We start from the raw sequence: 13,519 nt of genomic DNA, 5'->3' as shown, positions 1-13,519 counted from the left end.
CCGGCCCTAGCGGGATCAATGGCTTAGACGTCCTGCGAAGACGTTGACCCGTCGGGCAAAAAGTCGTTGTTCATCTCTGTCTGATTTGCCGCTCCAGGCGCAGCGTATGCTCACGCAGGGAATCGTAGATCGGTGGGTTGCCCAGCAGCATGGGTAGCAGCATCGCCATGAAGCAGGCGCCCAGCATCGGCAGCAGCATCGTCACGTTACCGGTCATTTCGGCGACGAGAACGATGCCGGTCACCGGCGCGCGCACGACGCCGGTGAAGAGAGCGGCCATGCCCACCAATGCAAATGCTTCCGGCTGGATCGCGAGCACCGGGAATGCAGCGCGGCAAGCCTCTCCGAACAGGAGCCCGGACTGGGCTCCCAGCACGAGCAAGGGTGCGAACAGCCCGCCGGGCGTGCCGGCCGCGTAGGAGAGAGCGCCGAGCCCGAATCGGATCAGGAATGCGAACCCGAGGATCCACACATTCTCGTGGCCGATCAACGCGCGCTGCGTGATCTGATCTCCGCCGCCGACCAGTTCGGGCGAGAACCAGGCCAATATGCCGACGCCTGCACCGATCAAGCCGGCGCGGAGCTCCATCGGTAGCCGTCCAAATCGGTCGCGAACTGCGATGGTCGCGAGCAGGGTGCGATTGTAAGCGATGGCCAGCAGACCCGCGATGCCGCCCAGAGCCAGGAACAGCGGGGCGGACTCAGCCCTGGGATAGCTCAGCGGCGCGACCTGGAAGTCGGGCGCGTCACCGAGCAGCAGCCTTGCGACCGGGATCGCCGTTGCGAGCGCCGCAAGGGCCGCGACGGCAACACGGTGCTCGAACCTCTGCACCAGTTCCTCCAGCACAAACACGAGCCCGGCTATCGGCGCATTGAATGCCGTTGCAAGACCGGCGCCCGCGCCCGCCGCCAGCAACACCTGGGCATCCGCCCAACGGAGCCGGCAGACGCTTGCAGCGAAAACCGCGATACCGGCGCCCATCTGGACGGTCGGCCCCTCGCGGCCCAGCGCTAGTCCGGAGCCGATCGCCAGTATTCCGCCGAAGAATTTCACTGGCACCAGAGCAAACGGAGCCGGTGGGATCTCTTCGCGCAGGACAGCTTCGACATGCGGAATGCCGCTGCCTGAAGCGTGTGGCGAGAATTGCCGCACCATCCACGCGGCAACCAGGGTCGCGACAGCGCACGCGCCGACGACAGTCAAGAACCCCCAGATTGCGTGGCCATGGGCCCAGGCGATCATCGCCTCGCGCAGGCCGTCGGCACGCACGAGTAAAAGCCGGAAGATCGCCCCGACACATCCAGTCGCTGCTCCTACGATGAGAGCGATCGCCGCGAGCCCTAACAGGCTGCGACGTTCGTCCGCGACTTGTCGCTCGTCAGGGTTACGGTCCATGGCTGGTCGATGATCCCGAGGCCTTCACAAGCGACAATCCTTGCCGAAATCACCGGCGAATGTCCCGCAAAAATCCTTCTGACTTGACCGAAGAACTGCCTCTCCGACCGACACGCCAGAACCTGACCCCACGTTGAGGGCCTGCGCCAGCGCCGCCTGCACAAGGCGTTCCTGCGCTATCATGACCTCGACAACTGGCTAGTGTTGCGCGAGGCCTTGATCGAGATGGGCCGCCACGACCTGATCGGCTCGCAGCCTCACTAGCTCGTGCCCGCGCACCAGCCGCCCGGCACCGGCAAGGCTGCGGGCACGAAGCAAACCTTTGCGCCCCGGCGGCAAGACGCAGCGCTTCACGACCAAGGGCCTGCGGGTGATGAAGTAGCGGACGGGAGCCCGTCACTTTGGTGATCCAAAATAAAAACAACCCCCATGCACAGTGGCCCGGGGGCAGCGAAATCAACGAGTTGAAGCGCGACGAGCTTGGGATCAGTTGTTAGCTCGTCTTCGCTTGTTAGCTGCGTACCGTGCCCCTTCAGGAAAGTCGTTGTTGCGCATTTTCGGGTTTTACCAAATCGATTGACCCGTCGGGCAAAACAGGCGCAGAATGGCATCATCGCATGCACTGGTTGTTTCGTCGTAGATCAAGCGACTGCCGTTGCGATTGATCCGACGGACGTGCCTTTCGGCCCGTGCCACCAGCCATACTCGTTCACGAACAGAGCACGCGCGGAAACCGGTTGACGCCGGCGTCATCATGTAACATATGAAGTTACATGAAACGAGATAGCCGTCTATCCGGCGTACTCCACGTGCTCCTGCACATGGCGCAACAGCCCGGGCCCTTCACGTCCGAGACCCTGGCGAAGGCGATGGACACCAACCCGGTGGTGATCCGTCGCATCATGGCGGGGTTGCGGGACCTCGGTTACGTGCGGTCCGAGAAGGGGCATGGTGGCGGCTGGACGCTCGCTTGCGACCTTTCGAGGGTGACACTGCGCGACGTCTACACCGCGCTCGGCAGTCCCTCGCTTCTCGCCATGGGCAATCGGACGGAGGCGCCCGGCTGCCTCGTCGAGCAGGCCGTCAATGCCGCGCTCGATCAAGCCTTTGGCGATGCCGAGACGCTGCTGCTGGCGCGCTTTGGCGAGGTGACGCTGGCGATGTTGAGCGACGATCTGCGCAAGCGCCTCGGGTCGCGGAAGCATCAGGGCATGAGCGCGCACGCGTGATGGACTCCATTCAACAGGACAGCATCGTGACCGACATTCAAAGCGCGTTCGCCGATCCGCAAATGGTGGCGAAATATACGGAAGGACCGCCGCGGTTCGTTCCCGGCTACAATTCCATGCTGTCCATGGCGGCGATCCTTCTGGCCGAGCGCGCGCCCGAAGATGCAAAGGTGCTCGTTCTCGGCGCCGGCGGCGGCCTGGAATTGAGGGCCTTTGCGCAGGCGCAGCCGCGCTGGAATTTCGACGGCGTGGACCCGTCGGCGGCGATGCTCGATCTCGCCAGGCAAACGCTGGGTCCGCTTGCGTCGCGCGCGCAGCTGCATCAAGGCTATATCGACGATGCGCCGGCGGGGCCGTTCGACGGCGCCGCCTGCCTGTTGACCCTGCACTTCGTGCGCTCGGAGGAACGGCGTCGCATCGCCTCCGAAATCCGCCGCCGGCTCAAGCCGGGCGCTCCGTTCGTAGCGGCCCATTTCAGCATTCCCGACGGCGACGATGAGCGGCCGATCTGGCTCTCGCGATATTCCGCTTACCTCGCCGCATCCGGCGTCGAACCCGACAAGGCGGTGGCCGCGCGAAAAGCGGTCGATGGGCAATTGAGCATTCTGGCGCCGGAGCAGGATGAATTGATCTTGCGTCAGGCCGGCTTCTCGGGCGCATCCCTGTTCTACACGGGCTTCACCTTCCGCGGCTGGGTCGCGTACGCCTGAAGGCCGGCGGCTTCAAAAACGCTGCGGCGTTCCATCGGTCGTCACAGCGCCTTGACTGTTTGGAAAAGATGCGCACCGGTTCGCCCTTGCGCTTGCCCTGCTCGAACGCGACTGACGCAACGCGCTCGACCGTTTCGCGCAGGCGCATGAACTGGGCCTGCCTTTCGCCCGGCAGCGTGCCTTTCGTGTGGTCGAGATCATCCAGCGCACTGCTGCTGATCTCGCAATCGACGATGTTTGCGCCGTGCATCATCGTAAACAGGAATGCCATTCGCTTGGCGTCGTACCGCGGAGGCCGGCCGCGGGTCAGCGGCACGGCTTTGTCGGGAACTCCCAGTGGACGCGGCAATTGTCAGCCTGCCGTTTCGACGGCAGTACACAGCGATGGCTCCGCCAAACGGTGCGCTTGCGAGGCAAAATCCTCGAACGTTGCGACCGCATCGCTCATGTTATGGCAGCCGCGACTGTCGCGTGACGCATGAACGCGAAGGTCGAACAGCTCTATCCAGAACAACGGGCTCTCGGGCAAGCCCGCTCCCAGCGCTTCGAACATGCTGATCTCACAGTCCCCGACACGTTCGAGCGCAACCACCCGCGAGCCATGGGCGATATTGGGAAGTCCGAGCAACTTTCCGTACCCTCGCAATATCTTCACGTTGATGGGCGGCGCGACGCCGTCACTGCTGGACATCAAGGCCATCGTAGCTTTCGGGGAAAGGGGGCTGCCCCGAGAACGCAAGACCAGTCTCGGGGTAGACAAGCGATTTAAGTCACACGCCCCCCGGGTTTCTTGTTATCGTGAGCCAATAAGTTGATTTTTCATGCCGCCATCACGATCGGCGAGCCCAATGCGCGAGGTCCGCAGCGGCAACGACGAAAGGGTTCGGTGTGCCGGCTGCCCATTCGCCCCATTTTGAAACAATGCCCAGTGCGACCGGCGGAATCGCCCGCCTGGTATGGGCACGCCTGCACGACGCCGGCATCGAGGCAAACAGTCTTTTGTCCAAGGCTGGATTGACTCTCAAGCAGATCGAGGATCGCAAGGCTCGCCTGAGCGCCGAGAGCCAGATCAGGTTCCTGGAACTTGGGGCCGAGGCGTTGCAGGACGACAGCCTCGGTTTCCACTTGGCACGCGACTTCGACCTTCGTGAAATTGGCCTGCTCTATTACGTGGCCGCATCCTCCGGGACGATCGCGGAAGCCTTCGCAAAGGCCGAGCGCTATTGCCGTCTCGCCAACGAGGGGATTTCGCTGCAATTCGCCGCGAAAGAGATGACGATCACGCTGAAATATGTCGGTGTGGAACGGCGCTCGGATCGGCACCAGATCGAATTCTGGCTGACCTCAATCATTCGCATGAACCGCGTCCTGACCAATCGCCGCCTGATCCCGAGCCGGCTCAAAATGGTGCATCGCCGTCGAACGACGCCCACGGAGGTCAGGTCGTTCCTGGGCTGCGAGATCGAGTTCGGGTCCGATGTCGATGAGATCGCTTTCCCGGTATCCGTGGGACCGATGGCGATCGAAAGTGCTGACCACTATCTGAACGACCTGCTGGTGACGTATTGCGAGCAGGCACTTGCACACCGGAAATCCGGCGGAGTCTCGCTCAGATCGAGCGTCGAGAATGCAATCGCCCCATTGCTCCCGCATCGTGAGGCACGGGTCGAAGAGATCGCCCGCCGCTTAGGCATGAGCCATCGCACGCTGGTGCGGCGCCTCGCTCTGGAGGGATTGACCTTCAGCGGCATCCTTGACGAGATGAAGATCGACCTCGCCAAGAGCTATCTGAAGAACGATGAACTGCCTATTTCGCAAACCGCCTGGCTGCTCGGCTACGGAGAAGTCAGCGCATTCACTCACGCCTTCAAGCGCTGGACCGGAATGACGCCAAGGCAATGGCGCGTCCTGGGCACCCCCGAACGGGACCACGACGCAGGCGACGGGCCAGATCGTGAGCAGGTTTCCTCCGAGAGGCCCATCGCAAATCGCCGCGACCATCCCTAAATTGCTCCCATGAAAAAGATCGGATTCCTCTCCTTCGGGCACTGGACGCCCTCGCCGCAATCGCAGACGCGCTCGGCGGCGGACACGCTGCTGCAATCGATCGAGCTTGCGGTCGCGGCGGAACAGCTCGGCGCGGACGGCGCCTATTTTCGCGTGCACCACTTCGCGCGTCAGCTGGCCTCGCCCTTCCCCCTGCTCGCCGCCGTCGGCGCGAAAACCAGCAGGATCGAGATCGGCACGGCCGTGATCGACATGCGCTACGAGAACCCGCTCTACATGGTGGAGGACGCGGGAAGCGCCGATCTCATCGCCGGCGGGCGGCTCCAGCTCGGCATCAGCCGCGGCTCGCCCGAGCAGGTGATCGACGGCTGGCGTTACTTCGGCTATCGCCCGGCCGAGGGGCAGAGCGATGCCGACATGGGCCGCCGCCACGCCGAAGTGTTCCTCGACCTGTTGCGCGGCGAAGGTTTTGCCGAGCCCAATCCGCAGCCGATGTTCCCCAATCCGCCGGGCCTCCTGCGCATCGAGCCGCATTCGCAGGGCCTGCGCGAGCGCATCTGGTGGGGCGCCGGCTCGAACGCGACCGCGGTGTGGGCGGCCAGGCTCGGCATGAATTTGCAGAGCTCGACGCTGAAGAACGACGAGACCGGCGAAGCCTTTCACGTGCAGCAGGCCGCGCAGATTCGTAGCTACCGCGCCGCATGGAAGGAAGCCGGCCACAGCCGCGAGCCGCGCGTGTCGGTGAGCCGCAGCATCTTCGCGCTGATGGACGATCGCGACCGCGCCTATTTCGGCGGCGAACGCGGCGGCGAAGACCAGATCGGCTTCATCGACCCGCACACCCGCGCGATCTTCGGCCGCTCCTATGCCGCCGAGCCGGACGTGTTGATCGAGCAGCTGCGGCAGGACGAGGCGATCGCCGAGGCCGACACGCTGCTGCTGACGATCCCGAACCAGCTCGGTGTCGACTACTGCGCGCATGCGCTCGAGGCGATCCTGACCCATGTCGCGCCGGCGCTCGGATGGCGGTGAGGCAATCGCCGACACACAGGTCAGGCCATCTCTGACTGCCTCCTGATCTTCTCGAGCCAGGCCGCCAGGCGCGGATGTCTGGCATATCGGGCTTGCAGGCTTGCCAGCTCCCGCTGAAACACCGGCAGCGACAGCAGCCTTTCGATGTCGGGCTCCCTGATCTTCCATATCTCCGCCGGAAAGAAGCCATGCACCTTGAGCTCGTAGAGCTCGAAGATCGCGTGGATGATCTCATGTACGGCCCGGTGCTCTTCCGCCGTGATCTCGAGGTCGCCGGCAGCCCCTCGCTCGAGGAACACTGCGACCGGAAGGCGGCGCCGCAGGTCGGAGACCCGGTCGGAGTATCGCAGGAAGATGTCCGCGCCCAGGCGCCGGTTGTTGGTATGAAGCGCCGCATAGATCGCCGCCATGCCGACGATGACCGTGCCAAGCGTCATGAATCTGAGAATGTGTTCGATCACGCGTCAGTCTCCTTGCGCGAGGCTTGTGAAGGAGATCGTAACCGTCGGCTGCCCAGCTTTCTACCATCACCAGAATCATGCATTTTTGCCGGCCTCAACGTCGAAACTCATGAATTGGCCGGACATCGCAAGCGCCGCGCCGCCAGCAAGAGCTCAATGACAGCCCACAACGTGCCAGCGATGGAAACACCAGCCGCTTATTGCGAAGCGGGCCTTCAGCATCTCCGGGCCGGACGGCATCTCGACGCGCGTGCTTGCTGCGAGCAGGCCCTCACGATCGATGCGGAGCACACGGACGCCCAGCATCTGATGGGCCTGCTGTTTCTCCACGACAAGCACTACAATGACGCCCTGGAGTGGATCGTCCGCGCGATCCGTCGAGCGCCCAAGCCCGAATATCTTGCAAGCTTCGGAACGGCATTGCAGCAGCACGGGCGCTTCGAGGAGGCGCTCAACGTCCTCGACAAGGCGATCCAGCTTCGGCCTGACGACGCCGGCTTGTGGCGTCAGCGCGGCGACATCCTCTCTCAGCTCTCGCGCCTCGATCAAGCCCTGGCGAGCTTCGAACACGCACTCAAGCTCGATCCGCAGCATCATGACACCCTGCGCAAGAGCGGGATTCTTCTCCACAATCTCGGACGGAACGAGGAAGCCATCGCGCATCTGGACCTCAGCGACAGGCTGTTCCCGAACCATGCCCCGACGGTGCACGCGCGCGCATGGATCCTCTACAGCCTGAAGCGGTTCGAGGAGTCCGCGACCGAGGGCAAGCGGGCGCACCAGCTCGCTCCCGACAAGGCCGACACCTGCAACAATCTCGGCCTTTCGCTGCGCCGGCTCGGCAGGGATGAAGAGGCGCTGGCATGGTTCGAAAAAGCCATTGCGATAGAGCCGCGCCTGCTGGCCGCCTTCAACAACAAGCTGACCACGCTGTTCCAGCTGCATCGCTTCGACGAGGTCTTCGCGCTGACCGATCACATGAAGGCGCTCGGGCTGAATGATACGGTGACAGACTGGAATGTGGCCCTGGCTCATCTCCTGACAGGCGATTTCGAAGCCGGCTGGCGCGGGCACCAGACCCGATTGAAACTGCCTTCGGCAAAATACGCCCGCTTTGTGCAACCGATGTGGCTCGGTGGCGAAGACATCGAAGGAAAGACGATCCTGGTCGCTGCGGACGAGGGACTGGGGGACACCATTCACTTCGTCCGCTACGTCCCCATGCTGGCGGCGCGGGGGGCGCGCGTTATTCTTGCCGTTCAGGACCCGCTGCGTCGGCTGATGTCGGGTCTGAGCGGCGTATCCCACCACGTCCCGATGTCGGCTGCAGGCGCGCTGCCGCATTTCGATTTGCACTGCCCGATATCCAGCCTTCCGCTCGCCTTCGGCACCCGCCTCGATACGATCCCGGCGGACATGCCGTATCTGGCCTCGCCACCGGACGACCGTATTCAGGCCTGGGACAATCGTCTTGGTCCTCGAACCAGGCTCCGGGTCGGTCTCGCCTGGTCCGGCGATCCGACCCACGTCAACGATCACGCGCGCTCGATACCGCTGCGGACGCTGTCCCGTATCCTCGACGTCGATGCCACCTTTGTCAGCCTCCAGAAGGGGCCGCGCCCGAGCGACGCCGCGGTGCTGCGGGAGAGAAACGACATTGTCGACCTGACCGCCGAGCTCACCGATTTCACCGAGACCGCCGCCTTGATGAGCTGTCTTGATCTCGTGATCACCGTCGACACCAGCATCGCCCATCTCGCCGGCGCCCTTGGCCGTCCAACCTGGCTTCTGTTGCCATGGACGCCCGACTATCGCTGGCTGCTCGACCGCACCGACAGCCCCTGGTACCCCAGCATGCGGCTGTTCCGGCAGACCGAAACGCGTGAGTATGAGAGCGTGCTCGATCGTATCAGGGACGAATTGCGGACACGGGCCAGCTCATTTGAACCTAGCCCGCATTAAAGCGTGATCCGGGCCTGAAGGGCCGCGTCAGCGCAAAAGCGCGACGCAGTTTTGCGAGAGATCATGCGCAAACGACAACCGTAACCGCGCGAACGCTTCATCCCGATCGCGGTTCGAGGCCGGCATGTACGGCGAACGGCGACCGTCGCTCTTGAACCCGAATGGCGCGCTGGCCGACGAAGATGGGCACTGTCGCATTTTCCGCGACACCTCCCGTGGTCGAGCGAAACATGAGAAAGCAAATTTCCGTGGTGGTTCTGGTTGCGGCACTGCCGATGCTGACGGCGTGCGGACAGCCGGTGCCGGAGGACAAGGCCGCTTATGTCGGCGAGTGGCATGCGCCGGCGATGGATGTCGAGCTCACCAAGGACGGGATGGTCCGCTACAAGCGCGTCAGGCACGGCACCGCGATCGGCGAGGCCTCGACGACCATCAAGGCCCCGCTGCGGCGGTTCGAGGGCGACAATTTCGTCGTCGGAGTTCCATTCATTTCGACGACCTTCGAGGTGTCGACGCCGCCTCATCAGGATGCAGGGACATGGAAGATGGTGGTCGACGGCGTGGAGCTGACCCGCGATCCGTAGCGGAATAGCCGGAGCAACCAGGGATTCAGCCGGCTGCGGTGACCGCAGCTGTCGTCTTCATGTCGGCTTCATCACTTGCGCGGCGCCAGCTGCAGCTCCATCAAGGCGATCCTCTGGAGATCAGCGACGTTACGTTGGCCCGCACTTGCCGTGCGCAGGATGGATTCGGCGAGCGCGTTGACATGCGAGGAATGCACGGGCTCCGGCAGGGTCGCAACCGCAGCTTCCAGGGCGGCGGTCATGAGCTCGATCACCTCGGGGGAAAATGCGGCGTTGGAAAAGTTTTTCATCGCGTCGGGCCAACGGCTTCTGGGAGCCGCATGATCAACGTCGGGAAAAAGTGGGAAGTTCCCGCGTGGCGCCGGAAATCCCCACCCCTGCCGTCCTCACCTTGGGACTGCGACGAAACACTGCACCGGACGATGTGAACTGATGCCGGGGCTACGGCATTTGGCTTGAAGCGCGACGAGATCAGGATGAATCGTCATCGCGCTTTAGGTTGTTGTTTGAGCATGATCTTTTCGGAAAACCGCTGCGCACTTTTCCGGATCATGCTCTAGGTTGATCGGCCCTCGGGTTCCACGCACGGAAGGGAATTCATATGCCAACCAAGCCGACCATCGCGCGCATCTGGCGCGGCCGGACCCGCCGCGACGTCGCTGACGCCTACCAGGCCTATCTGCAAGCCGAGGGCATTCCCCCGCTGATGAAGACGGCGCTCGGCGTGCAGCAGTTGCGCGAGGACCGTGACGAGGAGACGTGGTTCACGACCATCTCCTACTGGGCCGATATCATGGCAATGACGGCATTCACCAAGGGCGAGCCGACCAAGGTGCATCATCTCGCGCGCGATCCGGAATTCCTGATCGAACTGCCGGAGCGCATCGAGATCCATCGCATTCTCATCGACGAACAGGGTCTGCGCTGAGCGCTGGCGGCAGCGTGGAGCTGACCCGGGCGCCGAAGCGAGTACCGGCTCGGAGTGCCGAACCTATTGCACCTCGATGTTCGCGTCCTTGACCAGCTTGCGCCAGCGCTCCTCCTCCTGCCCGACGTAGCGATCGAGCTCTTCCGGAGCGCTGCCAACCATGATGAGGCCTTCGTTTGCCTCCAGCTGCTTGAAACCACCTGACTTGACGGCCTTTGCGACCGCCTGGTTCAGCCGCGCAATCACCGGAGCGGGGGTCTTGGCCGGAGCGTACAATCCGTACCAGGACTCGGCAGCGTAGCCGGGCACGCCGGCCTCGGCGATGGTCGGCAGTTGCGGAAACGCTGCCGAACGCTCGGTGGAGGTGACGGCCAGCGCCCGGAGCTGACCTGCGGCCACCAGCGAGGCCGCGCTTGCAACGGTGGTGAACATCACGTCGATCTGCCCGCCCAGGAGATCGCTGATCGCAGGCGCCGCGCCCTTGTAGGGCACCGCCGTCATCTTGACCTTCGCCATGGAGTTGAACAGCTCGCCGGCGAGATGGGCCGAGGTGCCGGTGCCGAACGTCCCGAAATTGAGCTTGCCCGGATTGGCCTTGGCCTCCGCGATCAGATCGGCGATCGAGTTGATCTTGGAGGCCGGGTTGACGACGACGATATTGAAGGATCGCGCGATCAGCGAGACCGCCGCGAAATCCTTGTGCGGATCGAACGGCAGCTTGTTGTACAGGCTCGGATTGACTGCGTGCGCGAAGGTCGCCATCAGCAGCGAATAGCCGTCGGGATCGCTGGTGGCGACCGTCTGGGTGCCGATGATGGTGCCGGCGCCCGGCTTGTTCTCGATGATGACGGATTTGCCGAGGTCCGTCTGGATTTCCTGCGCCGTCGTTCGCGCAATGATGTCGGTCCCGCCGCCGGCCGCGAAGGGCACCACGATCTTGATGATTTTCTCGGGATATTCGGCGCGCGCCGGCGCAACTCCAAGCCCGGCGACGGCCGGCAGGACGGCGCAGGCAAGGATGGCGAGGTTCAGCCGGCGCCGCATGGCGAAATCCTTCCCGCGTGCGCCGTCATGATCGATGATATCGCCAATGGCCATCTGGGCCTCCCTCGTTTCTTGTTCAGACATTGAGAACAACCAATCCATCGGCTGCCTTCACGCCCTGGCCCGCGGGCAGAACGAAGACCGGATTGATCTCGGCCTCAGCGAGGCGGTCGCCGAGCTGCGCAACCATGCGCGAGAAGGCGACGATCGTTGCCGCGAGCGCTTCGACATCGCATTTCGGCCGGCCGCGAAAACCGTCCAGCAACGGCCATGTGACGAGATCGCGCGCCATCGCTGCAGCCTCGACGAGGCTGAGGCCGCCCTCGGGGGGAAGCAGGCGCATCGTCGTGTCCTTGAACAGCTCGGCGGTGACGCCGCCCATTCCGAGCAGGATCGCGGTGCCCAGCGGATCGCGATGCATGCCGAGAATGATCTCGACGCCGCCTGACAGCATTTCCTGAACCAGGAAGCGTTCGGATCGCTTCCCGGTCCTGGCCTCGACCTCGTGGGCCATCGCCGTCAGGCGGGCGCCAATCGCATCAGCGGTCAGGTTGACCGCGACGCCGCCGACGTCGCTCTTGTGCGCGATCTCGCGTGAGAGAATCTTGAGCACGCCCCGGCCGCCGAAGTCCCGCGCAGCCTGCTCCGCTTCGCCTGGCGTTGCGACCACCTTCTCCGCCACGATCGGAACGCCGAAGCGGGCGAAGAGTGCTTTCGCCTGCGCCTCATCCAGCGATCCCGCAGGGAAGTCGCTGACATCGGCCGTCCCCGCGATCGAGCCGGAGGTCTGGACCTCGTTCGGCATTCCGGCCTGCAAGAGCCCGTCAAGCGCAGCAGCGCAGCTCTCGGCGGAGGTGTAAGCCGGGACGCCGCGCCGGGTGAGGACGGAGACCACGTCGGGCGCGTAGGGGCTCACATAGGCAATGACGGGCTTGTCGCTGAGCGGCAGGCAATCGTGGATGGCATCGGCCATCAGGGCCGGCGATCCCACGGCCGACGAGCCGGCAATGACGGCCAGGGCATCGTAGGAGGGACTGGCGAGCAGGATCTTGATTGCGGCGCGCAGCAGGTCCGGCTGCAGCCCGGCCAGGGTCACGTCGATCGGGTTGCGATCGAGCGCGGCATGCGATCCCGACTGAAGGCTGCGCAATTGCGCTGCCGTTTCCACATCGGGGGCGGGCGTCGTGAAGCCCGCGACGCCCAGACTGTCGGACACGATCGTGCCCGCGCCGCCGGTGGAGGTGAGGATCGCCACGCGCCTGCCGCGCAGCGTCCGTCCGGCCGCAAGCAGCGCAGGAATGTCGAGCAGGTCTTCGAACGTCTTCGCGCGGATCACGCCGAGCTGCCTGAACAGGGCGTCGTACATGCGATCGGAACCCGCAAGCGCCCCCGTGTGCGAGACCGCCGCCTTTGCGCCCGCCTCCGACCGCCCGATCTTGAAGGCAACAACGGGCTTGCCGGCGCGCTGCGCCTTGAGAACCGCCTCGCGGAAGCGAGCCGGATTGCGGATCGCCTCGATGTAGAGCGCAATGACCTTGGTCGCACTGTCATCGGCCAGAAAGTCGATGAAGTCGGCGAGCTCGAGATCGGCCTCGTTGCTGGTCGACACCAGCTTGGACAGTCCAATGCCGCGCGCCGCGGCGCGCGACAACAAGGCTCCCAAAATGCCGCCGCTTTGCGAGACGAGGCCAACGGGGCCCGCCGGAAAGTGATCCATCGCCAGCGCGCCGGATGCCGAAAGGACGATGCTGTCCGTGAGATTGACGAGACCGATGGTGTTCGGCCCGAGCAGGCGCATGGACCCGGCGGCTTCCATCAGCTGCTTCTGGCGTTCGGCGCCTTCCGCCCCGGTCTCGGTGAAGCCGCTGGCGAGAACGATCGCCGCGGCAGTGCCGCGCTTAGACAATTCGCGCACCGCGACGTGGGCGCGCTCGGCACCTAACAGGACAATGCCGACATCAGGCACATCAGGCAGCGAAGCGACGTCGGGATAGCAGACGACACCGCCGATCTCTGCGACCTTCGGATTGACGGGATAGATGTTACCCGCAAAGCCATGCTTCTGGAGATAGGCGACCGGCCGCCCCGACGTCTTGGTCGCGTCTGCGGACGCGCCGATAATTGCGACACTGCGAGGCCGGATCAGGCGTCCGATCGCATCCATGG

The 13,519-nt window shown here is 64.1% G+C and carries 14 protein-coding genes and 1 pseudogene; 8 read left to right on the top strand and 7 right to left on the bottom strand.

Going from position 1 to position 13,519, the window contains the following annotated elements; translation table 11 throughout:
- Positions 1-70: 70 nt before the first annotated feature.
- Positions 71-1,396: a H(+)/Cl(-) exchange transporter ClcA gene (clcA, locus tag WN72_RS03935; protein ID WP_092219005.1), complete on the bottom strand. Its 1,326-nt coding sequence runs from the start codon at positions 1,394-1,396 to the stop codon at positions 71-73.
- A 132-nt stretch (positions 1,397-1,528) separates the two neighbouring features.
- Here clcA and WN72_RS03930 point away from each other — a divergent pair.
- The 3 genes and pseudogenes from WN72_RS03930 to WN72_RS03920 form a co-directional block, all read left to right on the top strand.
- Positions 1,529-1,778 (top strand): annotated as a pseudogene (locus tag WN72_RS03930) (DUF3362 domain-containing protein); the annotation flags it as partial.
- A 391-nt stretch (positions 1,779-2,169) separates the two neighbouring features.
- Positions 2,170-2,625 (top strand): Rrf2 family transcriptional regulator, encoded by a 456-nt coding sequence (locus tag WN72_RS03925; protein ID WP_027561522.1) that lies wholly within the window; start codon positions 2,170-2,172, stop codon positions 2,623-2,625.
- The gene (locus WN72_RS03920) at positions 2,625-3,335 is read left to right on the top strand and encodes a class I SAM-dependent methyltransferase (protein WP_035730462.1); all 711 of its coding nucleotides are present in this window, start codon (positions 2,625-2,627) and stop codon (positions 3,333-3,335) included. Before WN72_RS03925 ends, WN72_RS03920 begins: the two co-directional genes overlap by 1 nt.
- On the opposite strand, the gene WN72_RS03915 is transcribed toward WN72_RS03920, so the two are convergent.
- Complete coding sequence (locus WN72_RS03915; protein WP_092219007.1) at positions 3,304-3,651, bottom strand: DUF1488 family protein; 348 nt, start codon at positions 3,649-3,651, stop codon at positions 3,304-3,306. The genes WN72_RS03920 and WN72_RS03915 overlap by 32 nt on opposite strands.
- 36 nt (positions 3,652-3,687) lie before the next feature.
- On the bottom strand, positions 3,688-4,026 hold the full coding sequence (locus WN72_RS03910) for a hypothetical protein (RefSeq protein ID WP_231164184.1): 339 nt from the start codon (positions 4,024-4,026) through the stop codon (positions 3,688-3,690).
- 230 nt (positions 4,027-4,256) lie between these two features.
- Here WN72_RS03910 and WN72_RS03905 point away from each other — a divergent pair, with 230 nt between their 5' ends.
- Both WN72_RS03905 and WN72_RS03900 read left to right on the top strand, forming a co-directional pair.
- Positions 4,257-5,342, top strand: coding sequence for an AraC family transcriptional regulator (locus WN72_RS03905; RefSeq protein ID WP_035730464.1), 1,086 nt, complete (start codon positions 4,257-4,259; stop codon positions 5,340-5,342).
- Positions 5,343-5,351: 9 nt separating this feature from the next.
- Entirely contained in the window at positions 5,352-6,374 is a 1,023-nt protein-coding gene (locus tag WN72_RS03900) for an LLM class flavin-dependent oxidoreductase (RefSeq protein WP_092219009.1), read from the top strand.
- Positions 6,375-6,394: 20 nt separating this feature from the next.
- Here the strand turns inward: WN72_RS03900 and WN72_RS03895 are convergent, their stop codons facing one another.
- On the bottom strand, positions 6,395-6,784 hold the full coding sequence (locus WN72_RS03895) for a hypothetical protein (RefSeq protein WP_194482980.1): 390 nt from the start codon (positions 6,782-6,784) through the stop codon (positions 6,395-6,397).
- On the opposite strand from WN72_RS03895, the gene WN72_RS03890 reads away from it, so the two are divergent.
- Positions 6,758-8,797, top strand: a complete 2,040-nt coding sequence (locus tag WN72_RS03890; protein ID WP_245003225.1) for a tetratricopeptide repeat protein — start codon at positions 6,758-6,760, stop codon at positions 8,795-8,797. The genes WN72_RS03895 and WN72_RS03890 overlap by 27 nt on opposite strands.
- Positions 8,798-9,027: 230 nt before the next feature.
- Entirely contained in the window at positions 9,028-9,381 is a 354-nt protein-coding gene (locus tag WN72_RS03885; RefSeq protein ID WP_092219066.1) for a hypothetical protein, read from the top strand.
- 71 nt (positions 9,382-9,452) lie between these two features.
- Here WN72_RS03885 and WN72_RS03880 read toward each other — a convergent pair whose 3' ends face one another.
- Positions 9,453-9,671: a hypothetical protein gene (locus tag WN72_RS03880; RefSeq protein ID WP_092219010.1), complete on the bottom strand. Its 219-nt coding sequence runs from the start codon at positions 9,669-9,671 to the stop codon at positions 9,453-9,455.
- 311 nt (positions 9,672-9,982) lie between these two features.
- Between WN72_RS03880 and WN72_RS03875 the strand changes: the two genes are divergently transcribed.
- The gene (locus WN72_RS03875) at positions 9,983-10,309 is read left to right on the top strand and encodes a hypothetical protein (RefSeq protein WP_092219012.1); all 327 of its coding nucleotides are present in this window, start codon (positions 9,983-9,985) and stop codon (positions 10,307-10,309) included.
- Between the two features lie 63 nt (positions 10,310-10,372).
- On the opposite strand, the gene WN72_RS03870 is transcribed toward WN72_RS03875, so the two are convergent.
- Together WN72_RS03870 and WN72_RS03865 are read right to left on the bottom strand one after the other, a co-directional pair.
- Positions 10,373-11,407, bottom strand: coding sequence for a tripartite tricarboxylate transporter substrate binding protein (locus WN72_RS03870; RefSeq protein WP_027561530.1), 1,035 nt, complete (start codon positions 11,405-11,407; stop codon positions 10,373-10,375).
- A gap of 22 nt (positions 11,408-11,429) precedes the next feature.
- On the bottom strand, positions 11,430-13,517 hold the full coding sequence (locus WN72_RS03865; RefSeq protein ID WP_092219014.1) for an acetate--CoA ligase family protein: 2,088 nt from the start codon (positions 13,515-13,517) through the stop codon (positions 11,430-11,432).
- Positions 13,518-13,519: the final 2 nt, after the last annotated feature.

This window comes from Bradyrhizobium arachidis (assembly GCF_015291705.1).
Taxonomy (GTDB): Bacteria; Pseudomonadota; Alphaproteobacteria; order Rhizobiales; family Xanthobacteraceae; genus Bradyrhizobium; species Bradyrhizobium arachidis.
The sequence above is the reverse complement of the archived record's forward strand: the minus strand, read 5'-3'. Positions and strand labels throughout refer to the sequence as shown.

Bases quoted from the DNA above. Each gene is read 5' to 3' on its own strand.
- clcA (WP_092219005.1), bottom strand. From the start codon at position 1,396: ATGGACCGTAACCCTGACGAGCGACAAGTCGCGGACGAACGTCGCAGC.
- WN72_RS03925 (WP_027561522.1), top strand. From the start codon at position 2,170: ATGAAACGAGATAGCCGTCTATCCGGCGTACTCCACGTGCTCCTGCAC.
- WN72_RS03920 (WP_035730462.1), top strand. From the start codon at position 2,625: ATGGACTCCATTCAACAGGACAGCATCGTGACCGACATTCAAAGCGCG.
- WN72_RS03910 (WP_231164184.1), bottom strand. From the start codon at position 4,026: ATGTCCAGCAGTGACGGCGTCGCGCCGCCCATCAACGTGAAGATATTG.
- WN72_RS03905 (WP_035730464.1), top strand. From the start codon at position 4,257: ATGCCCAGTGCGACCGGCGGAATCGCCCGCCTGGTATGGGCACGCCTG.
- WN72_RS03900 (WP_092219009.1), top strand. From the start codon at position 5,352: ATGAAAAAGATCGGATTCCTCTCCTTCGGGCACTGGACGCCCTCGCCG.
- WN72_RS03890 (WP_245003225.1), top strand. From the start codon at position 6,758: ATGAAGCGCCGCATAGATCGCCGCCATGCCGACGATGACCGTGCCAAG.
- WN72_RS03895 (WP_194482980.1), bottom strand. From the start codon at position 6,784: ATGGCGGCGATCTATGCGGCGCTTCATACCAACAACCGGCGCCTGGGC.
- WN72_RS03885 (WP_092219066.1), top strand. From the start codon at position 9,028: ATGAGAAAGCAAATTTCCGTGGTGGTTCTGGTTGCGGCACTGCCGATG.
- WN72_RS03880 (WP_092219010.1), bottom strand. From the start codon at position 9,671: ATGAAAAACTTTTCCAACGCCGCATTTTCCCCCGAGGTGATCGAGCTC.
- WN72_RS03875 (WP_092219012.1), top strand. From the start codon at position 9,983: ATGCCAACCAAGCCGACCATCGCGCGCATCTGGCGCGGCCGGACCCGC.
- WN72_RS03870 (WP_027561530.1), bottom strand. From the start codon at position 11,407: ATGGCCATTGGCGATATCATCGATCATGACGGCGCACGCGGGAAGGAT.
- WN72_RS03865 (WP_092219014.1), bottom strand. From the start codon at position 13,517: ATGGATGCGATCGGACGCCTGATCCGGCCTCGCAGTGTCGCAATTATC.